The organism is Rhizobium sp. AP16, assembly GCF_000281735.1.
Lineage (GTDB): Bacteria > Pseudomonadota > Alphaproteobacteria > Rhizobiales > Rhizobiaceae > Rhizobium > Rhizobium rhizogenes.
The window spans coordinates 1-23,270 of sequence record NZ_AJVM01000068.1 but is presented as its reverse complement, the minus strand read 5'-3'; the positions used below and the strand labels follow the sequence as shown (position 1 = coordinate 23,270).

Genomic DNA, 23,270 nt, shown 5'->3' with positions numbered 1-23,270 from the left:
GTCACTTGGCTCCCACAGGCTGGACGGAGGGTTCTGGAGCTGGGTTAGCCGATCTCGGCTCGATCTTGGGGAGGAGCCGCAGCAGAAGGTCGCGGACGGTTGGCACCAATCCCTTGGGCAGCAGCAGGACGAAGAAAATGAGAACCGCGCCCAGGACGAGGTTCGAATTCAATGTCTGCTGCGAGCCGATGGCAGCGACGGCATATTCGATCAATATGCAGCCGATGATCGGGCCGAGCAGCGTGCCAAGACCGCCGATGGTGATCCAGATGATGATCTCGGCCGACAGCGACAGGCTGAAAATCGTCGGCCCGACGAAAGCGCCCCAATTCACATAGAGGGCGCCTGCCAATCCAGCGATCGCGCCGCCGATCACGAAGGTCACCAGCTTGATCAGGCGCGGGTCATATCCCAGCAGGGAAGCACGCACCTCGTTTTCCCGGACGGCGACCACGACACGGCCGAAAGGGCTCGCCAGAATAAGGCGCAGCAGGAGGTAGACGGCTATGAGCGCCCCGCCCGTCACCCACCATGATTGCTCCGGCGACAGCGGGGTCGAAGGATCGAAGGGCATGTTGAAGGTCGGCACCGCCGGGATGCCGTTGAAGCCGCCCAGCATCGCCGTGCCGATATGATACTCGTCCCCCGACGTCGAGTTGATGACGTTGAACAGGATCAGGGTCACCGTCAGGGTGATGACCCCGAGATAGACATCGGAGATCCGCCCGTAGAAGACGAAGTAGCCGAGCAATGCCGAAAACACGGCTGGAATGAGCAGCGCCAGCATGATGCCTTGCGTGGAATCCTGGAAGTTGATGGCGGAGATTGCATAGACATAACCGCCGAGGCCGAAGAAGGCTGTCTGCCCAAAGGACAGAATGCCGCCGAAACCCCAGATGAAGGCAAGGCTGAGCGACAGCACCGCCATGGCGGCAAACAGCGTGAACTGCATCAATGTAAAGAGTTCGAGCTGGCCGGGTGCAATGGCGACGGCAATGATGGCTACGAGAACGGCCAGGCTCTGGGCAAACAGGCGAAGACGTGGCGTCATCACAGGTTCCCCTTGAAAAAGCGCCCGGAAATGCCCTGAGGCAATAGCCGGATCAGGACGATGGCGGCGGTGAAGACGATGACCTCGCCATAGACGGGGGTGGTGAGATAGGCACCGATCTGGTTGATGCTGCCGAACAAGGTCGCCGCCGAAAGCGTCCCGGACAGAATAGCCGCGCCGCCGCCGACAACCGTGATGAAGGCCTTGGCGACATAGGCGCCGCCCATGACCGGCGTGACGCCCGATACCGGTGCCAGCAGGCCGCCGGCAAGGCCGGTAATGGCTGCCCCAGCCGCAAAGGTCATCATGTAGACACGCGCCGGATTGACGCCGAGCGTATTGGCCATGGCCGGGTTCTGCATGGTGGCGCGCGCGATCAGGCCGAACCTGGTGTAGCGCATGACGGCATAGACCAGCGCCATCATGATGATCGCCATCGCCAGCAGGAACAGCGTGTAGTAGCTCGACCGGTAGGCGCCGATGGAGAAGCCGCCGAGCGGGGTCGGCACGCCCTGAATGGTATTGCCGAAGATCGTGGTGACGATACCGATGATCAGCAGGCTCAATCCCCAGGTCGCCAGCATGGAATCGACCAGCCGCCCGTAGAGGAAACGGATCAGGCAGCGCTCGACGATCAACCCGACCAGCCCGACGAAAAGCGGCGCGACGACCAGCATCGCGATCCAGATGTTGACGCCCGCATTGGCGGAAATAACCGTGGCATAGGCTCCGAGCATGATGAACTCGCCATGCGCCAGATTGATGATCTTCATCATCCCGAAGATGATCGCCAATCCCAGGCATAGGAGGAACAAAGAGGCCGTGCCGTTAATGACGTCGAGCGCCACTATGATGTAGATATCCAAAATCGAGCTCCTTTCTCGCGAAGACTGCGGATTGCCCAGGCTTTGCCGCGCAATCCGCCGGCGGGCTTTAGAAGCTGATGACGTATTGCTTGTTGTCGGCCGGGTTCTTCACCAGATCGCAGACGCTGGCGGTGTCCAGCGGCTTGACGTCCGGAAAGCTCTCGAGAACGCTCCATTTGCGATCCTTGACCTCTGCGAGGAAGGCATTGCGCGTAGTGTGATGGGTCGCGTGGTCGAGAGTGGCTGTGCCGGTCGGTCCGGCAAAGGAGAGGCCCGATTCCAGCGCGTCGACGACCTTGGCGCGGTCGATGCTGCCGGCCTTGCGCACGCCTTCGGCCCAGAGCTGCGCCCCTTCATAGGTGGCCGCGGCAAGCTCGCTGATATAGGGCGTATCCGGATGAGCCTTCTTGATCTTCTCGACGAAGCTTTTGCTCGCGGGCGTATCGAGTTCCTCGAAATAGCCATAGGCGCCCAGAATATTCTCGCTTTCCGCCGCGTCCAGCGTCGTCGGCTCGTTGACGAGGCCAAAGGTGGTGGAGGCGATCGGGATCTGGCCCTTCATTCCGGCTGAAGTCCACTGCCGATAAAAGGCGGTGTGGTTGCCGCCCACGAGAGCCGACAGGATGAGATCGGGCTTGGCCGCCTGGATCTTGGAAATGGTCGGGCCGAAATTGGTGACATCCAGCGGGAAGAAGTCGATCGAAGCGACCTCGCCACCATTGTCCTTGACATATTTGGTCATCCACTTCGCAGTGATCTGACCGTAATTATAGTCGGCGGCGATGATGTAGGCCTTCTTGCCGGCCTTCTTCATGGCCGCGGGCACCAGCTTCTCGACGGTCTGCGCCGGCGTCGTGCCCGTGCAGAACGTATTGCGGTCGCAGACGCCACCCTCATAGAGCACGTTGTAGAAATAGAGCACCTTGAAGCGGTCGAAGGTCGGACGGACGGCCTCGCGCGACGCCGAGGTGATGCCGCCGTGAACAACCGCGACCTTGTCCTTCAGGGCCAGTTGCTGGGCATATTGCGAATACATCTGGATGTTCGACTGCGTGTCATAGTGCACGATCTTGACCGGCCGGCCAATGAGGCCGCCTGCCGCATTGATCTCGTCGACCGCCAGCTGAAGCGCATGCACCATCGGTACGCCGGATGCCGCGATCGGGCCGGACTGGTCGTGCAGGCTGCCGATCAGGATGGGGTTATCCGCGCCAAGAGCCGAATGACGGAGGATCATGGGGGCGGTGAGGAGCGTGGCGGAGGCGAGCGCGGAGCGATGCAGGAAGCGGCGGCGAGACAGATGCATTGAAGAGTTCCCCTTGTTGCTTATGGCGGGGATACTTAAATCCGCAATATTTGAAAAATCAAGTTATTTTATGCGCTGGCGAGAATCTTAAAATCATAGCCGTCCAGACGCGCGACATGCACGGGATGGCGCCCACCAACCACCGCCTTGGGCTCGCTGCCACGAGCGGTGCGTTGCTGCAGGATGCGGCCATAGAGGCGCCCGAGCTGTTTGGTATCGAAGCCGCCGGCCTCTTCGACAAGGGCAGCCAGGGAGTAGACGCCCTCATAGCAGGATTGCCCGAAGGCATTGGCCGGCGGCGGATTTTCGCCATAGGCCATGTGATAGCGCTCCAGGAAGGCGCCGTTGTTGCGAGACCGGATCGATGAGAAATAGGCCGAGCTGACATAGAGATTTTCCGTCTCGTGCGGCGCAAGGCCATAGACGATGGTCTCGTCGATCGCCGAGGTGAAGCGCAAGACACTCGAGCTCAGGCCCGCCGCGCAAAAGGCCCGGTTGAATTCAATGGCGTCGGAGCCGAGAAAATAGGGCAGAACCACATCCGCGCGCGTCGTCTTGATGCGATCTAGGATTTCATCGTAGTCGAGCACGCCGACGGGAACGAAGCTCTCTCCCGTGACGATGCCGCCGGCACGCTGGATAAGTTTCCGCGCGATGGAGAGGCTTGAGCGCGGCCAGACATAATCGTTACCGCAGAGAAAATAGCGGCGCGCGCCGCTATTTTCTGAAAGCCAATTGATCGCCGGCGCCAGGAGTTCGTCGGCCGTCTCTCCGGTGGTCATCACCTGACGCTCCGGCGCAAAGCCTTCGAATTGCGGGGTATAGACGAACGGCACCGTGTCATTGGTCGCGGCGGCAACAGCTTCGCGCGCGTAGCTCGGCATCATGCCGATGATACCATGAACACCATCGAAGCGGATCGCGTGCGCCGCCGCGCGGCCGGCGGTTTCGCTCGTCGACCCGGCATCGATAACAGAAAGCTCGACAGGCCGGCGCAAGATCCCGCTTGCACGGTTAATCTCGTCAACTGCCAGACGGCCGCAAGCCTCGGCAGACGGCGCCCATAATCCCGCTGAACCACTTTGTGCAGTGAGCAGACCAAGCCGAATCGTGAACAAGACCGTTGCCTTTCATCTTCGTCGCTTCGCCAGGGATCTATGAAAGCAGGAAATGTGCCAACCCTTCTTGGCCGTCTGTTTGCACCCGTCGGACGGCCATAGACCGCCGCAAGTCATCAGATTCAGGTCCTTGAGAGGCGCCGACGACGATTGTGCACAAAAAACGACAGGGCCAGATGCTCAGTTGTTAAGCATATTAGCTCAATCGCCGGCTTGATCATTTGCGTTTGAAAATTTATATGGAAAGGAAAATATTGAAAATGAATATATGCACGCGAGGATCAACCAAGTGCAACTGACGCGCCTCATCTGCGGCGTCAACCGCAAGCTCGAGCAGGCCATGGAGGCACACCTGAGACCGGTTGGCCTATCCATAGAACAATACAGGATCCTGGAAGCGCTCGACGAACATGACGGCATGTCGATGGGAGAGCTGGCAGCCAGGGTTTTCGTCGATTCGCCGACCCTAACCAAGATCATCGACAAGATGGTCGCATCCTCCGACGTCTATCGCGCTCCCGACGCCAAGGACCGGCGCAAGGTTCTTATCTTCCGCTCGAACAAGGGCAAGGAAATCTTCCTGACATTACAGGGTCTCAGCACGAAGGCGCAGCAGGATGTGATGAACATATTGGGCCACAAGGAAGCGGCCGATCTTTCCAATCTGCTTTCCGAGGTTTTCCAGAAGCTGGATCAGTAAGCAATGGATTACTTGCGCTAAAGAACCCCAAGATATCGGGCGCTCGGAATTGGAGTTTTCCGGATGGCGTCCCGCACCGAAGATAACGCGACATCACCATAAATAGTTTTCAAGCTCTGCCCATTGACAGATAGCCGCTCCGCGGCAATCATTCGTATACAAACGAAGGGCGATTAAGACCCTTGGGAACAGAGCGATGATTATCTTGACAAAGCGCGGCAGCGACTGCTCGGTTTCGCATGGCTTCCCGCCATCTCGGGAGATGACGATCCATTCCATCTTGCTCGTGACAGGAAGGGAGATGTGGTGAAGACTCGTCCGATCGCCCTTGATGTCAATGGGCGCCGCCACACGCTCGACCTGTCCCCCGAAACGCCACTCCTCTATATCCTGCGCAACGATCTCGGTCTCAACGGGCCGAAATTCGGATGCGGTCTCGGCGAATGCGGCGCCTGCGCGGTGCTGATCGGCAAGCGCGCCGTGCGTGCCTGCACGATATCGGCGGCAGCTGCCGAAGGACGCGCCATCGTCACCCTCGAGGGTCTCGGCACAAAGGACAAGCTGCATCCGGTGCAGCAGGCCTTCATCGAAAAGCAAGCCGCGCAATGCGGCTATTGCCTGAACGGCATGATCATCGCAACCACTGCCCTGCTTCTTCGTGATGCGCAGCCGGACGAGACCGCCATTCGCGCGGCTCTTAAGCGCCATCTCTGTCGCTGCGGCACGCATATCGAGATCCTTGCTGCCGCCCGCCGCGCCAGCGAACTGATGGCCGCCCTTCCCTCCTCAGCCATTGCGGAGGATGCGCCATGACCGCGCCGCAGGAGACGCCTCGCGCCCGCTATCTCGAAGCGGATGAAATCCTGCTGGTGATCAAGCCGGGAGATGCACTCCATCCCGACATCTTCCTTGCCCTTCATCCCGATGGAACCGCCAGCGCCTTCAACGGCCATGTTGATCTCGGCACCGGCATCCGGACGGCCCTGGCACAGATCGTCGCCGAAGAGCTCGACCTGCCTTTCGACCGGGTCCGGATGGTGCTCGGCAGCACGACGGCGGCACCCGATCAGGGCGCGACGATCGCCAGCGAAACCATTCAGGTGACGGCGATACCGCTGCGCCAGGCTGCGGCAACGGCACGACGCTGGCTTCTTCAGCAGGCGGCTCTTCGCTATGGCGTCACGCCACAGACGCTCTCAATCGAAGAAGGCATTATTCACCCGGATGCATCGGCAAACTGGTCGGTCACCTTCGGCGAGCTGATCGCCGGGCGCCATGAGCGGATCGTCATCGACGCCACCGCGCCGATCAAATCGGTCGAGAACTACAGGATCGTCGGCAAGCCGCAGCCGCGCAACGACATCGCCGCCAAGGCGACGGGGCAATGGACCTATGTCCACGATGTCCGCGTGCCGGACATGCTGCATGGCCGCGTCGTCCGGCCACCCTATGTCGGCTTCGACCATGGCCCGCATGTCGGCCAGAGCCTGATCTCCGTCGACGAAGCCTCGATCGCCGATATTCCCGGCCTGGTCGGGGTGGTGGCGATCGGCGATTTCGTCGGCGTCGTCGCCACGCGCGAGGAAAACGCGGCGGAGGCTGCACGCCGGCTCGCAGTCATATGGCGCGATCCGCCGCTCCTGCCCGACCTCAACAATCCGGAACAGGCGCTGCGCGATAATCCGGCCACGAAGCGCATTCTTGCCGATCAGGGCGATGTCGAGCGCGCGCTCGAAGGCGCATCTCCGCGTTTTGACCGCAGCTACGTCTGGCCCTATCAGATGCATGGCTCCATCGGCCCATCCTGCGCCGTCGCCGATTGGCACACGGAGCGGCTGGTCGTCTGGTCGGGAACGCAGAACCCCTACCCGATGCGTCGCGATCTGGCGCTTCTTCTCGACATGCCGGAAGAGGCAGTCCTCGTCGAGCGGCTGGAGGCTGCCGGCTGCTATGGGCGCAATTGCGCCGACGACGTGACCGCCGACGCCGCCCTTTTGTCGCGTGCGGTCGGGCGGCCGGTGCGCGTGCAGCTCACCCGCGAACAGGAGCATGGCTGGGAACCGAAGGGGGCCGCGCAGGTGATCGACGTGCGCGGCGGGCTCGATCTCGAAGGCGGCCCGGCGGCTTACGATTTCGAGACGCGCTATCCGTCGAACCTGTCGCCGACGCTTGCCCTGATCCTGACCGGCAAAGCCTCGAACATCACGGCGACGTCGGACATGGGCGATCGGACGGCGATCCCGCCCTATGCTTTCAGCAATATGCGTATCGCCGTGCAGGACATGCCGCCGATCGCGCGGGCCTCGTGGTTTCGCGGCGTTTCGGCCATGCCGAACAGTTTTGCGCATGAAAGCTATATCGACGAACTCGCTTTCGCGGCCAAGGTCGATCCGGTCGAATACCGACTGCGCTACCTGAAGGATCCAAGAGCAGTCGATCTGGTCCATGCCGTGACCGAACGCGCCGGCTGGACGCCGCGCACGGAACCGGGAACGAGGGGCGGCGAGGGCGACCTGCTTTATGGCCGGGGCTTTGCCTATGCGCTCTATGTCCACGGCAAGTTCCCGGGAACGCCGGCCGCCTGGTCGGCCTGGGTCGCCGATGTCGCCGTCAACCGCAAGACCGGCGAGATCGCGGTCACGCGCGTGACCGTCGGCCAGGATTCCGGCATGATGATCAATCCGGATGGCGTGCGCCACCAGATCCACGGCAATGTCATCCAGTCCACCAGCCGCGTGCTGAAGGAAAAAGTGGATTTCTCCAGCACCGCCGTCGAGAGTGCCGAATGGGGCGGCTACCCGATCATCACCTTCCCGGAGGTGCCTGAGATCGACGTGCTGATGCTGTTGCGCCAGGACGAAGAACCACGCGGCGCCGGTGAATCCGCCTCGGTCCCGTCTGCGGCGGCAATCGTCAATGCCGTCTTCGACGCCACCGGCATCCGGTTCCGCGAACTGCCGCTGACACCGGAGCGCGTGCTCGCCGCCCTTGGTGAAACGCTGCCGGCACTCGCTCCTCCGACGCCGATCAAGAAACCATGGTGGCGGCGAGGGTCAATGTTCGCAGGAGCGGGCGGTATCGTCGCGGGCGTATTGGCGGGCGGCATTCTCGCCGCCTCGCCCTGGCGTGGCGCTTATCCGGAAATCACGCGACCGGACCCCGACACCTACAGCGCCACCACGATCGAGCGTGGACGCCTGGCGGCCGCGATTGGCGCCTGCAATGTCTGTCATACCGGACCAGACGGAACGCCCTTTGCCGGCGGCCGCGCCTTCGACACGCCCTTCGGCGTGGTTCATGCCACGAATATCACGCCCGACGCCGAAAACGGCATCGGCGCCTGGTCCTATCCGGCCTTCGAACGGGCGATGCGGCAGGGCGTGCGGCGTGATGGAAAACATCTCTACCCGGTCCACCCTTATCTGTCTTTCGCCGGCGCCACCGATGCCGATCTTCAGGCGCTCTATGCCTTCCTGATGACGCAGACACCTTCCGCCACAAAGACCGCTGACAATGCCTTGCGCTTTCCCTTCAACATCCGGCCATTGCTGGCCGGCTGGAACATGCTTTTTGCGGGCAGTCGGACGGTGCCGACATATGCAACAAAGGGTGAAGCCTGGAACCGCGGCGCTTATCTCGTCGAAACGCTCGGCCATTGCGGCGCCTGCCACACGCCGCGCAATGCGCTCGGTGCGGAAAAGAAGGGTGACTTCCATCTCACAGGTGGCCTTGCGGACGGCTGGGATGCACCGGCGCTGAACGGCGCGGGCCTCGCCCCCGTCGGCTGGAGCCAAACCGCTCTCTACGACTATCTGCGCACCGGCTCCGCCAAAGGCCACGGCAGCGCCGGCGGCCCGATGGGCTCGGTCGTCAGGGCGCTCGCCCCGCTTCCGGACAGCGATATCCAGGCCATGGCGACGTATCTGGCAAGCTTCTCGGGCCAAACGGAAGAGGGTGTTGTCGCGCAACAAACGGCCGCACTCGCCAACACAAAAGCGGCGGAGGCCACGGCAGCACGGATCGCGCCGGTGGGCGCACGCCTCTTTGAAGGTGCTTGCTCAGCCTGTCACACCGAGGCTTCGCCGCTCGGATCGCTCGCCTTCAATAGCAACCTGCACGCCGACCGTCCCGATAATGTGCTGCTGACGATGATGCACGGGGCGCAGGCTCCGGCGCTGTTTGCCCAGAAGGCGGGCGCAGATGCCGCCGAGATCATGTCCATGCCAGCCTATGGCGAAGCCTTAAGCGATCGCCAGCTCACCGACCTCGCCGCCTATCTGCGCGTACGCTTCGCCCCCGACAAGCCTGCATGGCAGGAACTTGGCGCGGCGATCGAACGCGCTCGCGCCGCCCAGCCGATGGATTGAGGGCTTAGCCGACGAAGGCGCGCTCGATGACGAAGGTGGCCGGGGCATTATTGGCGCCTTCGATGAGGCCGAAGGATTCCAGAACAGCCTTGGTATCCTTCAACATCGCCGCCGAGCCGCAGATCATGCCGCGATCCTCATCCGGGTTGATGCGCGGCAGGCCGGTCTCTTCGAAGAACTTGCCGCTGGTCAAAAGGTCGGTGATCCGGCCCATGCGCGCAAAGGGTTCGCGCGTCGTCGTCGTATGCAGACGCAGCCGCTCGCCGACGAGCTCGCCGATCAACGGATCGTCCTTCAGCGTCTCGACCATTTGTGTGATGTAGGTGAGTTCGTCCACGTCACGGCAGGTCTGGATGAGGACGATTTCCTCGAATTTCTCGTAAGTCTCCGGATCGCGGATCAGGCTTGCAAAAGGCGCAACGCCGGTGCCGGTCGAAAGGAGGTAGAGCCGCTTGCCTGGGATCAGCGCGTCGAGCACCAGCGTACCGGTCGGCTTCTTGCGCATCAGCACGGTGTCGCCGGGCACGATTTTCTGCAGATGCTCCGTCAGCGGGCCGCCCGGGACCTTGATGGAATAGAATTCGATTTCCTCGTCCCAGAAGGGGCTGGCGATCGAGTAGGCGCGGAAGACCGGCTTTTCGGCATTCGGCAGGCCGATCATGATGAACTCGCCGGACCGGAAGCGGAATTCCGCCGGCCGCGTGATGCGGAACTTGAACAGCCGGTCGGTGAAATGCCGGACCTCGGTCACCGTCTGGACAAAGACATTGGCAGGGATCGGAAAGGCCGGTGCGGAACCCGCCTGCTGACCGTCAATGATGACTACTTCTTCCGTTGACAAGCTCATCCGTCTTCCCTCGCTTTGGTCACCCATATTCATTTGTACACGAATGAATTTTACTGTGCAATCCATTCCTTGCGCGGACAAGACGATGTTACGCCAGCGCCAAAGGCAGAAGGATGGGGATCGAGGGCTTTAGAGTAGCAGCTCAGCAGATTTTCTGCAGCAGTTCGAGGAACATCATCCGCTCGCCTGAGGTGAGCGGCGCCAACGTGCCTTCAGTCGCGACAAGCGCAGCACCGACATTCGCGGCGATGACGGCGAGGCCGTCTTCGGTCAACGACAGGACGACCCGGCGGCCGTCATTCTGGTCCGGCGCGGTTGCGACAAAGCCGCGTTTCACCAGGCGATCCACGACCCCCTTGATGGTCGCGACATCCATCGCCGTCTCGCGCCCGAGCTGGTTTTGCGAGCAGGGCTGGATTTCCTTGAGCTTCGAAAGTGCCGACCATTGGGTCGTCGTCAGCTTGTCGCCGATGACATTGGCGAAGATCGCGACATGCCGCTGGTTGGCCTGCCGGAGAAAGAACCCGACCTGCCGATCGACATGGTATTCCGGCGCGGCGGATTGTTTGTCTTCACGCGATTTCTGCATTTGTCCCGCCCCGGATCTGCGCATATGGTTGCGACATCAATAAGCTGTTCTGGATTCAAGAGATTAGAGCGTCATTGTGTGTTGATGTAAACGCTCGAGGCCGCAAGCCTCTACTTTGAAGACGATATTTGTCAACGCCACAGCCCTTCGAGAACCGGACCAATCGGAGGCAGCGACGACATGCATTTGTTCCGGCGACAGCATTTTCATCAGAGCTCCCCTCCCTCGCTTGACAGGACCGGCAGACGGGCTGATACTCATTCGCATACAAATGAAAAATTGGGAACAATGACGGTCAAATATCTGTCCATGGGCTGATGGCAGCACCATAGGACGAGCGGCCGCGTTAAAATGGAGAGTGGCATGGTCAAGCAACGCGTGGAAAGCGTCGCGAACGGCAAGATACGCTGCGATGCCTGTCCCGTCATGTGCTACATCTCCGACGGCCGCTCCGGCGCCTGCGATCGCTATGCCAATATCGGCGGCGAGTTGATCCGCGTCGATCCGCTGACGATCATCGAGAACACCATTTCCGAAGGCGGCAATGTCGTGCCGTTCCTCGCCCAGCCGGGCGAGAGCGAATGGGATGGCGACATCGTTCACGCCACCAGACGCTTCGTCACGGCCGTCGGCGCCGGAACGACCTATCCCGATTATAAGCCTGCTCCCTTCATCGTCTCGCAGAAGGAAAACGGCGTCGACATGGTGACCGTCGTCACCGAAGGCATCTTCAGCTATTGCGGCGCCAAGGTGAAGATCGACACCGACCGCTTTCTCGGCCCGGAAACCGCAACCGTGCTGGTCGACGGCGAAGCCATCGGCCATGTCACAACAGGCGAATACGGCTCGCAGATGCTGTCGCTCGGCGGCGTCCACCACTTGACCGGCGGTTCGAAGAAGGAGGGCCGTGTTACCTGCGACGCGCTCTTGAAACTCTGTAATGGCGAAGCCGTCGACATGCAGGTCGACGGCGGGGTCAGCCTGACCATCAAGGCAGGCGCTGCACCAGTGATCAACGACGTCGAGGAAAGCCGCATGCGCGTCGGCTGCGGCTCGGCCACCATCGGCATGTTCGCCAAGCAGTGGATGGGCCATGTCGATGAGGTCGTCGTTGTCGACGACCATATTACCGGCGTTCTCTCCGAACACCAGGCCGGACGCCTGCTCGACGTGCCAGCCACCGGCATTCGCATCAAGGGCCGGCGCTCGACGCCCGGCCGCTATTTCCAGGTCGCCGAGCCCGGCATTGGCTGGGGTGGCACCAACATCTCCGACCCCCTGACGATCCTCGGCGATTTCGACCCCAAGACCGCCTGGCCGGGCATGCGCTTGCTGATGGTATCGACCACCGGCGAGCAATACGGCTACTATATTCTCGACGACAATCTGCGGCCGGAGCTGCAGACGATCCTTCCGGCAGCCTTGCAGGAATCGGTCGAGATCATCGCCGAAAACTGCGAGCCGGCACTGACCTCGGTCCTGTTCATCGGCGGCGCCGGCGGCAGTCTGCGCGCCGGCGTCACCACGAACCCCGTCCGCCTGACGCGTTCCGTCAAGGAAGCACTGACCCATGTTTCCTGCGGCGGCGTCCCGGCCTATGTCTGGCCGGGCGGCGGTATCACCGTCATGGCCGATGTGACGCAAATGCCGAGCAATGCCTTCGGCTATGTGCCGACACCCGCGCTCGTCGCGCCGATCGAATTCACCATGCGGCTCGATGACTACCGCGCGCTCGGCGGCCATATGGAGGCTGTCATGCCGATCGAGCAGGCGCTGGAAGTGGCCGAACGCAAGGTCACGCCGATCGGCCGAGGCCCCTGGCCGACGGAAAGCCGAAACTTCCGGTGGGGCGCCTGACGGCAAAGGGAGCGATAGCATGTCGCGGCCTGTTGCCCGATATCTCGATGGCGATCCGAACGGCCGGCTGCATCTGCAGCACGGGCCGATCGATCTCATCATTGGCGTCGATGACGGCGGCGCGGCCCGCAAGGGCGAAGCCGAACGGCGTGCTCGTGCTTTCGCCGCTGCAACCGCCCGTTTCCAGACTGTCCTTGACGAGCTTGTGAGCGAGCTGCCTCAGCTGCGCGCTCCCGCCGAAATTGGCAGCGCGATGCCCACGGGCTCGGTCGCCCGGCGCATGGTCGCCGCGGTCCGGCCCTTTGCCGCTGATCATTTCATCACGTCGATGGCAGCCGTTGCCGGTGCCGTCGCCGACGAAATCCTTGCGGCGATGCTGGAGGCATTCGATAACGGCGACCGCCCTCTCCGTGCCTATGTCAACAATGGCGGCGACATTGCCGTCCATCTCGACGGCGACGCGGAATTTCATGTCCGCATGGCGCGCGAGGATGGCGCAGCGCTCGGCGATTTCGCGCTATACGCTTCCAGCCCCGCGCACGGCATCGCCACCAGTGGACGCGGCGGGCGCAGCCTGTCGATGGGGATTGCCGACTCGGTGACCGTATTGGCGGCGAATGCGGCGGCGGCCGACGCTGCGGTCACGCTCATTGCCAACGCGGTTGATCTCCCCGGCCACGCCGCCATCAGCCGAGCGCGCGCCATCGACGTCGTCGACGACAGCGATCTCGGCGAGCGCCTCGTCGTCACCGGCTGCGGCCCCCTGACCGATGCGGAAATCGACACGGCTCTTTCGCGCGGCCTTGCCAGAGCAGAGCACTTCATCGCGCTCGGCCTCATCGATCGCGCCGGCCTCTTTCTCAAAAACCAGGGCCTGCTCGCCATGCCGGCCGCAGCTAAGCCATTTGCAGCTTCACCTCTTTCAATCGATCAATCCATGGAGCGGTTTTCCAATGCCTGACGTCAAGATCCGCAAGTTCCTCACCGTCATCGAGGAGATTTATCACGAAGGCGGCAAGCCCGTCGCAAAACCGCTGAAGCGGGGCGCGATCGTCGCCGTCATCGAGAACCCGTTTGCCGGCCGCTATCATGAGGAAATCACCGGGTTCATGAAGGATCTGGAACCGCTAGGCCTCGATATGGCAAACCGGCTGGTCGCGGCGCTTGGTGGCGATCCCACCATTGTCGAGGGCTACGGCAAGGGCATCATCGTCGGTCAGGCCGGTGAACTGGAACATGGCGCGCTCTGGCATGCGCCGGGCGGCTACGCCATGCGCGAGGTGCTGGGCGGCGCCAAGGCGATTGTCCCCTCCTCGAAGAAGGTCGGCGGCCCCGGCACGCGGCTGGACGTCCCGGTCACCCATATCAACGCCTCCTATGTGCGCAGCCATTTCGACTCGATCGAAGTCGGCGTGCCGGACGGTCCTCGGGCCAACGAGATGGCGGTCGTGCTGGTGATGACCACCGGTCCGCGCGTCCATGCGCGCAGCGGCGGCCTCAAGGCCGAGGACATCAAGGGCGAGGACGGCCTGCGTTGACCACCGAGATCCGCAAGATCACCGTCTTTATCGAGGAGACACTGAGCGAGATGGGTCAAACCATCTCGCCGCCGACGCGCAAGGCGGCGGCCGTGGCCGTCATCGCCAATCCTTTCGCCGGCCACTATGTCGAGGATCTGACGCCGCTGATTGACATCGGTGCGGAACTTGGCGGCCTGCTTGGCCGCAAATGCGTCGAAGCGCTCGGGATTTCCCCAGCGCAGGCCGAAAGCTATGGCAAGGCGGCGCTGGTCGGCGAAGATGGCGAGCTGGAACATGCAGCCGCCCTGCTGCATCCCTCACTCGGAAAGCCGCTGCGTGAGGCCTTGGAAAAAGGCGCCGCATTGGTGCCATCCTCGAAGAAGCGCGGCGGCCCCGGCCGGCCCCTCGATATTCCGCTCGGGCACAAGGATGCCGCCTATGTGCGGTCGCATTTCGACGGGATGGAGGTGAGCCTCGCCGATGCGCCACGTCCGGCGGAAATCATGGTGGCCGTTGCCGTCACGGATAGCGGCAGGCCGCTTGCCCGCGTCGGCGGGCTGAAGGCGTCGGATGTCGAAGGCAAGGATGGCCTGCGCTAGGGGCACGCTCCAAGATCGTGGCGTCGTGGATTCATTTGCATACAAACAATAATGGGAACAGTCGTGACTCAGTCTAATTCAAATGAACCATCGGGCCCGACACCTGAACAATCGCAGGTCGCGGGTATCGATGTCGGCGGCACATTTACCGATCTCGTGCTCTTCGACACGGTCTCCGGCAAGGTCCGTCTCGCCAAGACGCCGACCACGCTCGACAATCAAGCTTTCGGTGTTCTCAACGCGCTGGATGCGGCGGAAGCCGATGTCGCAGCGCTCGACCTGATCGTTCACGGCACCACCACCACCACCAATGCCGTCCTTGAGCGCAATCTCTGCCGAACGGGTCTCATCACCACCCGCGGCTTTCGCGATGTGCTGGAACTAGGCCGGCGCACACGCCCGAACCCCTACGGCATGAAGGGCGAGTTTCGTCCGATCATCCCGCGCGATCTCAGGCTCGAAGTTCCCGAGCGCATGGATGCCGCCGGCAACGTGCTGATCCCGCTCGATGAGGAGGCGCTTCGCATCGCCTTGAAAGCTTTGGTGGACACAGGTTGCCAGTCGCTGGTCATCCACTTCCTGCATGCCTACGCCAATCCGGCGCATGAATTGCGCGCCGGCGAGATCGCCGCAGAGATCTGGCCAAACGACAACATCACGCTCGGCCATGCGCTTCTGTCCGAAAGCCGCGAGTTCGAGCGCGGCGTGACGGCGGCCGTCAATGCGTCTGTGCAGCCGCTGCTGGCGCGCTATATCAAGCGCCTGGCCGACCAGCTCGCGTCCAAGGGCTACAGGCACGACGTTCTCGTCATGAACGGCAATGGCGGCATGGTCTCCGCCCGCCACGTCGCCAAGGAAGCCGCAAAGACCGTCATGTCCGGCCCCGCCTCCGGCGTCATGGCCGCCGCCTATACCGGCCGCCGCGCCGGCATCCCCAACCTCATCACCTATGACATGGGCGGTACGTCCACCGACGTTGCCCTCATCCGCAACGCCGAACCGGCGGTCTCCAACGAGATCGAGATCGAATATGCCATGCCGATCCATGTGCCGATGGTCGATGTTCGTACCGTCGGCGCCGGCGGTGGCTCGATCGCCAAGGTCACCGCCGCAGGCCTCCTCCAGGTCGGCCCGGAAAGCGCCGGCGCCATGCCGGGGCCGATCTGCTATGGCCGCGGCGGCACAACGCCGACTATCTCCGACGCCAACCTGCTGCTCGGCCGTCTCAACCCCTCCAAGCTCAACTCGGTTCCTGGCGGCATTTCCATCGACGGCATCCGCGAGCTGTTCGAGGAAAAGCTCGGACGGCCGCTCGGGCTTGATGCCACGGCAGCGGCCGCTGCCGTCATCCGCATCGCCAATGCCCGCATGGCCGACGCCGTACGCATGGTCTCGGTCAGCCTCGGTGAGGATCCGCGCGATTTCGCGCTGTTCTCCTTCGGCGGCGCCGGCCCGCTGCACGCGACCGCAATCGCGCGGGAGCTCGGCATTCCAAGGGTACTGACGCCGTCTCGTCCTGGGATCACCAATGCGCTCGGCTGTGTTGTCGCCGATCTCCGGCACGATTTCGTCAATACCGTCAACCGCCCGCTCGATGTCGCCGATATGGATGTCGTGCACGCACTCTTCGAAAAGCAATCGGCGGAAGGGCGGCGTCTGATCGGCAAGGAAGCGGTCGCCATTCGCGAGATCCGTGAGATCTATTCCGTCGACATGCAGTTCATCGGCCAGACGCATCTGCTGCGCGTGCCGCTGCCAAGCGCCATGCCGACCAGGGCTGAATTGCAGGCACGGTTCGAGGAGGCCTATTTCAACCGCTTCCATGTCGAGCTCCCGGAAATCCGCGCCAGCCTCGTCAACGTCAACACCTCGGTCATCGGCCGGCGCACCGAGATCGATCTGTCGATGCTGATCGATGCGGCCGGACGCAAGTCGACGCTTGCCGAGGCGCAGACCGGCACGCGTTCGGTCTGGTTCGACGGCTGGCGGGAGACGCCGATCTATTGGCGCGATCACCTGCCGATCAAGGCAACGATATCGGGGCCGGCGATCATCGAGCAGATGGACACGACCATCATTCTCGAGCCAGGCGACGTCGCCAACCAGGACGACGACGGCAATATCATTATCTCGATCGGAGCCGGCCAATGAGCATCGACCCCATCACGCTGAGCGTCATCCAGTCCGGCCTGCAGCAGGTCTGCGATGAAATGGACCTGACCTTTTCCCGCGCCGCCTTCTCGCCCGTCATCGCCGAGGCCAATGACCGTTCGGACGGCATTTATTCGGCCGAAGACGGCTCGCTGATCGCCCAGGGCGCCGGCGGCCTGCCGGTCTTCGTCGGCACCATGCAATATTCGACGCGCACGCTGATCGAGATGATCGCCTCCGGCAAGGCCGCCGCGCCGAAGCCGGGCGATATTTATATCGTCAACGACCCCTATCTTGGCGGCACGCATCTGATGGACGTTCGTTTTGCGATGCCGGTCTATAGAAACGGCGAGATCTTTTGCTGGCTGTCGAACACCGGCCATTGGCCGGATACGGGCGGTGCCGTCCCCGGCGGTTTTTCGGCCTCGGCCACTTCAGTCGAGCAGGAAGGCTTGCGCCTGCCGCCGGTGCGGCTCTTCAAGGAAGGCAAGCTCGACACCGAGATCTACGCGATCATCTGCTCGAATATCCGCGTTTCCGAACAACGCATCGGCGATGTGAAAGCTCAAGCCGCCGCCCTTCTGGTCGGTCAGGAACGGCTGGTGCGTATTCTCGAACGATACGGCGACGATACGGTCGCCCAAGCGATCGGTGAGCTGCGCCGTCGAGCGGCCGAGCAGATGCGCGCCAATATCCGGCTGATCCCGGAAGGCACCTACCGCTCTGTCGCCTATATCGACAGCGACGGCGTGGTCAACGAACCCCTCGAAATCCGCCTGACGATCACCGCGACGGGCGACGAACTCTCTTTCGATTTCGAGGGATCGTCGAAGCCCTGCGCCGGGCCCATGAATTCGGTATTGGCGACGACGCTATCCTCCGTCTATCTCGCCATGCGCCATATCTTCCCGGACGTCCCGATCAGCGCCGGCGCCTTCGAGCCGTTGAAGGTGAAGACGCCTGAGGGAACCTTCCTCGACGCTCATTATCCGCGCCCGGTTTCGGGTTGTGCCGCGGAAGTCAGCCAGCGTATCGCAGAGGCGGTATTTGCAGCCCTGGTAGAGGCGCTGCCCGACCGGGTGACGGCGTCGCCCGCCGGAAGCTCCGGCAATTTTGCGCTGGGCGGCCACGATCCGGAACGCGGGCGCGGCTACGTCATGTACCAGATTTCCGGCGGCGGCTATGGCGGCAACAGCGATCACGACGGGCTTGCCAACGGTTGCTCGACCATCGGCATTTCCAAGGCGCCGCCGGTCGAGATCATGGAGCAGCAGTTCCCAGTCCTCTATCATCGCTATGCCCTTCGCGAAGGGTCCGGCGGTGCCGGCAAACATCGCGGCGGCTTCGGTCTCGACTACGAGATCGAACTTAGGCGCGGTGCCGCGACCGCGAGCTTCGTCATGGATCACGGTCGTTTCGGGCCGCAGGGCGCGCTTGGCGGCAGCGACGGTCGGACGAACAGCGTCACGGTCTGGCGCGGCGGCGAAGCGATGACGCCGGAGCATTTGTCGAAAGCGCAGGACATCGCGCTGAAACCCGGCGACCGCGTCCGCGTCGGCACGCCGGGCGGCGGCGGCTATGGCGACCCGTTGACACGCGACCCGCTAGCCGTTGTAGAAGATGTGCGGCTCGGTCGTTATACATCGACCGAAGCGCTCGATCTGTTTGGCGTTGTCGTAACAGCGGATTGCCATCCGGATGCGGCCGCCACCGAGCGAGCCCGCGCCAGCCGCAAGGCGTAGACTAAGCTGTGATTGAGAAAAGAGAGAATTGGGAGACGAGAGCATGAGCCGCGAGATATTCGACTGGGCCGATCCGTTCCGGCTGGTGGAGCAGCTGAACGATGACGAACGCATGGTGCTGGACACAGCCCATGCTTATGCGCAGGAGAAGTTGGCGCCCCGCGTGCTCGACGCTTTCCGCCATGAGAAGACCGACCCCTCGATCTTCCGCGAGATGGGCGAACTCGGCCTGCTCGGGCCGACGATTGCGCCCGAATATGGCGGCGCCGGCCTCGGCTACGTCGCCTACGGCCTGATCGCCCGCGAAGTGGAGCGTGTGGATAGCGGCTATCGTTCGATGATGAGCGTGCAGTCTTCCCTCGTCATGGTGCCGATCGATGCCTTCGGGTCGGAAGCGCAGAAGCAGAAATACCTGCCAAAACTTGCCACCGGCGAATGGATCGGCTGCTTCGGCCTCACCGAACCGAACCATGGCTCCGACCCCGGCTCTATGGCGACGCGGGCGAAGAAGGTCGACGGCGGCTATAGCCTCACCGGCGCCAAGACCTGGATCTCCAATGCGCCGATCGCCGATGTCTTCGTCGTCTGGGGCAAGACCGAGGATGGCGTCATCCGTGGCTTCATTCTGGAGAAGGGCTGGAAGGGCCTGTCCGCGCCCGCCATTCATGGCAAGGTCGGCCTGCGTGCCTCAATCACCGGCGAAGTCGTCATGGAGAATGTCTTCGTGCCGGAAGAAAACCTGCTGCCCAACGTTTCCGGCCTCAAGGGTCCGTTTACCTGCCTCAACTCCGCCCGCTTCGGCATCGCCTGGGGTGCGCTCGGTGCTGCGGAAGATTGCTATGCCAAGGCGCGGCAATATGTGCTCGACCGCCAGCAGTTCGGCCGGCCGCTTGCCGCCAATCAGTTGATCCAGAAGAAGCTTGCCGACATGGTGACCGAGATCACGCTCGGGCTGCAAGGCTGCCTGCGTCTCGGCCGGATGAAGGAAGATGGCCATCCGCCAGTCGAGCTGACCTCGATCCTGAAGCGCAACAGCTGCGGCAAGGCGCTCGATATCGCCCGCGCCGCCCGCGACATGCTTGGCGGCAACGGCATTTCCGACGAGTTCGGCATTGCCCGTCATCTCGTCAACCTCGAAGTGGTCAACACCTATGAGGGCACCCACGACATCCACGCCCTCATCCTCGGCCGCGCCATCACCGGCATCGCCGCCTTTTCGAACTGAGGCCGAATAGCCAAAAAAGAGAGATGCTGTCGAACGGCAGCATCTCTCGCCGGTTTATTTCTCCGGCGCACCCGATGATCTGTCATCGTGGTAGTTCAGAATACGGCGCAACAGATAAAGCAGGGCCACTCTTTCGGCGGGATTGAGGTCGGCCATCGTCAGCTCGCTGATGACACGAGCCGCAGGTATCATCTCGTCCAGCAGGTGCTCCGCCGCCAGCGTCAAGGACATGATGATCTTGCGTCCGTCCTGCTCGTCCCCGGAGGTGGTAATCAGCCCCCGTGCGGACAGCCGTTCGATGATGCCCCGGATCGTGCCCTGATCGACGGCCGTGGCCTTGACGAGTTCGGTCTGCGAACTCGGCCCGTGGTCGCGCAGCGCGCAGAGGGTAACGAACTGAACCGAGGTCAGATTGGGATCGGAGGCGTTGTCCTGGAAGATCGAAAGATGCCGTTGATACACCCTGCGCAGCAGATGGCCCACTTGCTGCGTGACGTCATAGTCATTGGTATCCGGCCTATCGTGCTTCACATCAGCCATCCATTGCCAAGATTAGTGTGTACACGCGAACTTCCACGTTCTCCGAACGATTGGCAAGCCGGAAATACGGGATTTCAGGGCAATTTTGCCTAAAAAATACACAGAGAAAGACCTTGCATTTATAGTGAACACACCAGATCATACCTCAAGGCGACAAGCTATGGATCGCGATTGCACGCGCTCGAAATTCGATGCCGCCGATGACGTGCCGTAATAACAAGAATCAAAACAGATCAATCCAGAGAGGACGGAAATGAGAGGACTTTTTGCGATTATGGGTACGGCCCTTTGTCTGGCGGCCGGGACACAAGCAATGGCCGGCGAGATCAAGGTCGGCGAGATCAACAGCTATTCGGCGCTACCCGCCTTCACCGATCCCTACAAGAAGGGCTGGCAACTGGCACTTGACGAGATCAATGCGGCCGGCGGCATCAACGGCGATAAGCTGGTGATCATTTCCAAGGACGACGGCGGCAAGCCCGGCGACGCGCTGACGGCCGCCAACGAGCTGGTTGCAAAGGAAGGGGTTGTGATGATCTCCGGCTCCTTCTTCTCGAATGTCGGCATGGCGGTTGCCGATTTCGCCAAGCAGAAGAAGGTCTTTTACTTGGCCGGAGAGCCGCTGACCGACGCAATGATCTGGTCGAAGGGGAACGACTACACCTTCCGCCTGCGTCCGCCGAACTACGTGCAGGCCGCCATGCTGGCGCAAGAAGCCGCCAAGCTGCCGGCAAAACGCTGGGCAACCATCGCGCCGAACTACGAATACGGACAAAGCGCCGTGGCGGTGTTCAAGGAACTGCTCCAGAAGGCCCGGCCCGATGTGGAGTTCGTCGGCGAGCAATGGCCACCGCAGGGCAAGATCGATGCCGGCTCCGTGGCGCAGGCCATCGAGGCCGCCAAGCCGGATGCGATCCTCAATGTCGAATTCGGTGCTGATCTGGTGAAGCTAGTGCGCGAAGGCACGACCCGCGATCTCTTCAAGGGCCGCTCGGTGGTTTCCTTCCTGACCGGCGAGCCGGAATATCTCGATCCGCTGAAGACCGATACGCCGGAAGGATGGATCGTCACCGGCTATCCCTGGTATTCCGTCGACACACCCGCGCATAAGGCATTTCTCGACGCTTACCAGAAGCGCTACAACGACTATCCCCGCCTCGGCTCGGTGGTCGGCTATGCGTTGGTCAAATCGATGGCCGCTATTCTGACCAAGGCCAAGTCGACGGATACGGACGCGCTGATTGCCGCCGCCAAGGGCATTTCGGTCGACACTCCCTTCGGCCCGATCACCTATCGTGCCGCGGACCATCAATCGACACTCGGCGCCTTCATCGGCAAGACCGCCCTCAAGGATGGAAAAGGCGTGATGGTCGATTTCCAGTACCATAGCGGCAACGACTTCCTGCCGGACGAGGCCGACGCCGCCAAGCTCCGCCCCTAGCGCAACCGTCAAAGGCCGGCGGTCGCGGCTTCATGCCCTTCCGCCGGCAAGATGGACACGCATTCCGTCAGAACACATTGCGCCGGCATTCGCTCCGTGGATCGAATGCCACCCTTGTTAAATGGGCAGGGAGCCTCCGTTGGACCTTTATCTTCTGCAGTTCCTGACCGGGCTTTCCAATGCCGCCTCGCTGTTCCTGGTCGCCTCCGGACTATCGCTGATCTTCGGCGTGACCCGCATCGTCAATTTCGCCCATGGCGCCTTCTATATGCTTGGCGCCTATATCGCCTATAGCCTGACGACCCGCTGGGAGAGCGCCTTCGGCTTCTGGGCAGCACTGCTTGTCTCCGGCGCCATCGTCGCAATCTGCGGTGCTCTACTGGAAATCCTGCTGCTGCGCCGCATCTACCGCGCTCCCGAACTGTTGCAGCTTCTGGCCACATTCGGCGTTACGCTCGTCGTCGAGGACGGCGTGCGGCTGATCTGGGGACCTGAAGATCTCGTCGGGCCACGGGCGCCCGGACTGTCCGGCGCCGTCGAGATCCTCGGTCGGCCCTTTCCCGCCTATGATCTCGTGCTCATTGCCCTCGGACCCGCCGTTCTCGGCCTGCTATGGCTGCTGCTGCACCGCTCACGATGGGGCATTCTGGTGCGCGCGGCCACCCAGGACCGCGACATGGTCAGCGCGCTTGGCGTGAACCAGAAGTGGCTTTTCACCGGGGTCTTCGCGCTCGGCGTCTTCCTGGCCGCTTTCGGCGGCGGCCTGCAAATCCCGCGCGATGCCGTTACTCATTTCATGGATCTGTCCGTCATAACGGAGGTTTTCGTGGTGGTGGTGATCGGCGGGCTTGGCAGCATCGGCGGCGCTTTCCTCGCCGCCATCGTCGTCTCGGAGCTGAACGCCTTCGGTATCCTGGTGTTCCCGGGTATTTCGCTGGTGCTGATGTTCGTGGTCATGGCGGTCGTCCTTGTCCTGCGTCCCTGGGGCTTCTTCGGCAAGCCGTTGCCGGCCTCCCGTGCCGGCTATGCGGCAAGGACGACGTGGCAGCCACTTGGCCCACGCAGCCGCGCTGCTGCCGGCGTGCTCATCCTTGGCGCGGTCCTGCTGCCGCTGGTGCTCGGCAATTACGGCCTTGGGGTCGCAAGCGAAGTCCTGATCGCCGTGATCTTCGCCACCAGTCTCCAGTTCATGATGTCGGTGGGTGGGTTGGACTCCTTCGGCCATGCCGCAAGCCTCGGCCTCGGCGCCTATGGGGCGGCACTATCGGTCCAGTGGCTCGGCGCGCCGATGGAGCTCGCCCTCATCATCGGGCCTGTGGTTGCGGCTGGCATATCCCTCGTCTCGGGGGGG

19 protein-coding genes are annotated in these 23,270 nt (G+C 62.4%); 12 read left to right on the top strand and 7 right to left on the bottom strand.

The genetic code is table 11. The features are described 5' to 3' along the window. Position 1: 1 nt before the first annotated feature. From PMI03_RS22120 to PMI03_RS22105, 4 genes are all read right to left on the bottom strand, one after another. Positions 2-1,051 carry an ABC transporter permease subunit gene (locus PMI03_RS22120; RefSeq protein WP_007698264.1) on the bottom strand — a complete coding sequence of 350 codons (1,050 nt, stop codon included), beginning with the start codon at positions 1,049-1,051 and terminating at the stop codon, positions 2-4. Next, the gene (locus PMI03_RS22115; protein ID WP_007698260.1) at positions 1,051-1,917 is read right to left on the bottom strand and encodes a branched-chain amino acid ABC transporter permease; all 867 of its coding nucleotides are present in this window, start codon (positions 1,915-1,917) and stop codon (positions 1,051-1,053) included. The genes PMI03_RS22120 and PMI03_RS22115 overlap by 1 nt, the downstream gene beginning before the upstream one ends. Positions 1,918-1,984: 67 nt before the next feature. Continuing rightward, positions 1,985-3,223, bottom strand: a complete 1,239-nt coding sequence (locus PMI03_RS22110) for an ABC transporter substrate-binding protein (protein ID WP_007698255.1) — start codon at positions 3,221-3,223, stop codon at positions 1,985-1,987. A 68-nt stretch (positions 3,224-3,291) separates the two neighbouring features. After that, positions 3,292-4,341 (bottom strand): substrate-binding domain-containing protein, encoded by a 1,050-nt coding sequence (locus tag PMI03_RS22105; protein ID WP_007698252.1) that lies wholly within the window; start codon positions 4,339-4,341, stop codon positions 3,292-3,294. A gap of 289 nt (positions 4,342-4,630) precedes the next feature. Here PMI03_RS22105 and PMI03_RS22100 point away from each other — a divergent pair, with 289 nt between their 5' ends. The 3 genes from PMI03_RS22100 to PMI03_RS22090 all read left to right on the top strand — a co-directional run bounded on the left by PMI03_RS22100 (position 4,631) and on the right by PMI03_RS22090 (position 9,408). Then, the gene (locus PMI03_RS22100) at positions 4,631-5,041 is read left to right on the top strand and encodes a MarR family winged helix-turn-helix transcriptional regulator (protein WP_007698250.1); all 411 of its coding nucleotides are present in this window, start codon (positions 4,631-4,633) and stop codon (positions 5,039-5,041) included. Between the two features lie 303 nt (positions 5,042-5,344). After that, a complete protein-coding gene (locus PMI03_RS22095) occupies positions 5,345-5,854 on the top strand; it encodes a (2Fe-2S)-binding protein (RefSeq protein ID WP_039974517.1) in 510 nt (169 codons plus the stop codon). Continuing rightward, a complete protein-coding gene (locus PMI03_RS22090; protein ID WP_007698245.1) occupies positions 5,851-9,408 on the top strand; it encodes a molybdopterin cofactor-binding domain-containing protein in 3,558 nt (1,185 codons plus the stop codon). The genes PMI03_RS22095 and PMI03_RS22090 overlap by 4 nt, the downstream gene beginning before the upstream one ends. A gap of 4 nt (positions 9,409-9,412) precedes the next feature. On the opposite strand, the gene PMI03_RS22085 is transcribed toward PMI03_RS22090, so the two are convergent. Next, a complete protein-coding gene (locus PMI03_RS22085) occupies positions 9,413-10,255 on the bottom strand; it encodes a ferredoxin--NADP reductase (protein WP_007698242.1) in 843 nt (280 codons plus the stop codon). Positions 10,256-10,397: 142 nt separating this feature from the next. Beyond that, on the bottom strand, positions 10,398-10,844 hold the full coding sequence (locus PMI03_RS22080; RefSeq protein ID WP_007698241.1) for a MarR family winged helix-turn-helix transcriptional regulator: 447 nt from the start codon (positions 10,842-10,844) through the stop codon (positions 10,398-10,400). A gap of 363 nt (positions 10,845-11,207) precedes the next feature. Between PMI03_RS22080 and PMI03_RS22075 the strand changes: the two genes are divergently transcribed. From PMI03_RS22075 to PMI03_RS22045, 7 genes are read left to right on the top strand one after another with little or no spacing between them, the layout of a single operon-like run. Continuing rightward, on the top strand, positions 11,208-12,701 hold the full coding sequence (locus tag PMI03_RS22075) for a hypothetical protein (RefSeq protein WP_007698238.1): 1,494 nt from the start codon (positions 11,208-11,210) through the stop codon (positions 12,699-12,701). 19 nt (positions 12,702-12,720) lie between these two features. Continuing rightward, a complete protein-coding gene (locus PMI03_RS22070) occupies positions 12,721-13,662 on the top strand; it encodes a UPF0280 family protein (RefSeq protein ID WP_007698235.1) in 942 nt (313 codons plus the stop codon). After that, complete coding sequence (locus PMI03_RS22065; protein WP_007698232.1) at positions 13,655-14,239, top strand: amino acid synthesis family protein; 585 nt, start codon at positions 13,655-13,657, stop codon at positions 14,237-14,239. Before PMI03_RS22070 ends, PMI03_RS22065 begins: the two co-directional genes overlap by 8 nt. Further along, on the top strand, positions 14,236-14,820 hold the full coding sequence (locus PMI03_RS22060) for an amino acid synthesis family protein (protein WP_007698229.1): 585 nt from the start codon (positions 14,236-14,238) through the stop codon (positions 14,818-14,820). Before PMI03_RS22065 ends, PMI03_RS22060 begins: the two co-directional genes overlap by 4 nt. Before the next feature lie 51 nt (positions 14,821-14,871). Beyond that, positions 14,872-16,971, top strand: a complete 2,100-nt coding sequence (locus PMI03_RS22055; RefSeq protein WP_039974514.1) for a hydantoinase/oxoprolinase family protein — start codon at positions 14,872-14,874, stop codon at positions 16,969-16,971. Next, positions 16,968-18,713, top strand: coding sequence for a hydantoinase B/oxoprolinase family protein (locus PMI03_RS22050; protein WP_007698220.1), 1,746 nt, complete (start codon positions 16,968-16,970; stop codon positions 18,711-18,713). Before PMI03_RS22055 ends, PMI03_RS22050 begins: the two co-directional genes overlap by 4 nt. Before the next feature lie 43 nt (positions 18,714-18,756). Beyond that, positions 18,757-19,938 (top strand): acyl-CoA dehydrogenase, encoded by a 1,182-nt coding sequence (locus PMI03_RS22045; protein WP_007698217.1) that lies wholly within the window; start codon positions 18,757-18,759, stop codon positions 19,936-19,938. Positions 19,939-19,992: 54 nt separating this feature from the next. Here PMI03_RS22045 and PMI03_RS22040 read toward each other — a convergent pair whose 3' ends face one another. Further along, entirely contained in the window at positions 19,993-20,478 is a 486-nt protein-coding gene (locus PMI03_RS22040; protein WP_039974512.1) for a MarR family winged helix-turn-helix transcriptional regulator, read from the bottom strand. Between the two features lie 253 nt (positions 20,479-20,731). Between PMI03_RS22040 and PMI03_RS22035 the strand changes: the two genes are divergently transcribed. Both PMI03_RS22035 and PMI03_RS22030 read left to right on the top strand, forming a co-directional pair. Continuing rightward, positions 20,732-21,919, top strand: a complete 1,188-nt coding sequence (locus PMI03_RS22035) for an ABC transporter substrate-binding protein (protein WP_007698210.1) — start codon at positions 20,732-20,734, stop codon at positions 21,917-21,919. Positions 21,920-22,058: 139 nt separating this feature from the next. Beyond that, positions 22,059-23,270, top strand: a 1,212-nt coding sequence (locus tag PMI03_RS22030) for a branched-chain amino acid ABC transporter permease (RefSeq protein WP_007698205.1), incomplete at its 3' end; no start/stop codon positions are given.

Excerpts from the sequence above, each read along its gene's own strand:
- PMI03_RS22040 (WP_039974512.1), bottom strand. The coding sequence starts at position 20,478 with ATGGCTGATGTGAAGCACGATAGGCCGGATACCAATGACTATGACGTC.
- PMI03_RS22085 (WP_007698242.1), bottom strand. The coding sequence starts at position 10,255 with ATGAGCTTGTCAACGGAAGAAGTAGTCATCATTGACGGTCAGCAGGCG.
- PMI03_RS22090 (WP_007698245.1), top strand. The coding sequence starts at position 5,851 with ATGACCGCGCCGCAGGAGACGCCTCGCGCCCGCTATCTCGAAGCGGAT.
- PMI03_RS22120 (WP_007698264.1), bottom strand. The coding sequence starts at position 1,051 with ATGACGCCACGTCTTCGCCTGTTTGCCCAGAGCCTGGCCGTTCTCGTA.
- PMI03_RS22070 (WP_007698235.1), top strand. The coding sequence starts at position 12,721 with ATGTCGCGGCCTGTTGCCCGATATCTCGATGGCGATCCGAACGGCCGG.
- PMI03_RS22035 (WP_007698210.1), top strand. The coding sequence starts at position 20,732 with ATGAGAGGACTTTTTGCGATTATGGGTACGGCCCTTTGTCTGGCGGCC.
- PMI03_RS22110 (WP_007698255.1), bottom strand. The coding sequence starts at position 3,223 with ATGCATCTGTCTCGCCGCCGCTTCCTGCATCGCTCCGCGCTCGCCTCC.
- PMI03_RS22055 (WP_039974514.1), top strand. The coding sequence starts at position 14,872 with ATGGGAACAGTCGTGACTCAGTCTAATTCAAATGAACCATCGGGCCCG.
- PMI03_RS22045 (WP_007698217.1), top strand. The coding sequence starts at position 18,757 with ATGAGCCGCGAGATATTCGACTGGGCCGATCCGTTCCGGCTGGTGGAG.
- PMI03_RS22065 (WP_007698232.1), top strand. The coding sequence starts at position 13,655 with ATGCCTGACGTCAAGATCCGCAAGTTCCTCACCGTCATCGAGGAGATT.
- PMI03_RS22075 (WP_007698238.1), top strand. The coding sequence starts at position 11,208 with ATGGTCAAGCAACGCGTGGAAAGCGTCGCGAACGGCAAGATACGCTGC.
- PMI03_RS22050 (WP_007698220.1), top strand. The coding sequence starts at position 16,968 with ATGAGCATCGACCCCATCACGCTGAGCGTCATCCAGTCCGGCCTGCAG.
- PMI03_RS22080 (WP_007698241.1), bottom strand. The coding sequence starts at position 10,844 with ATGCAGAAATCGCGTGAAGACAAACAATCCGCCGCGCCGGAATACCAT.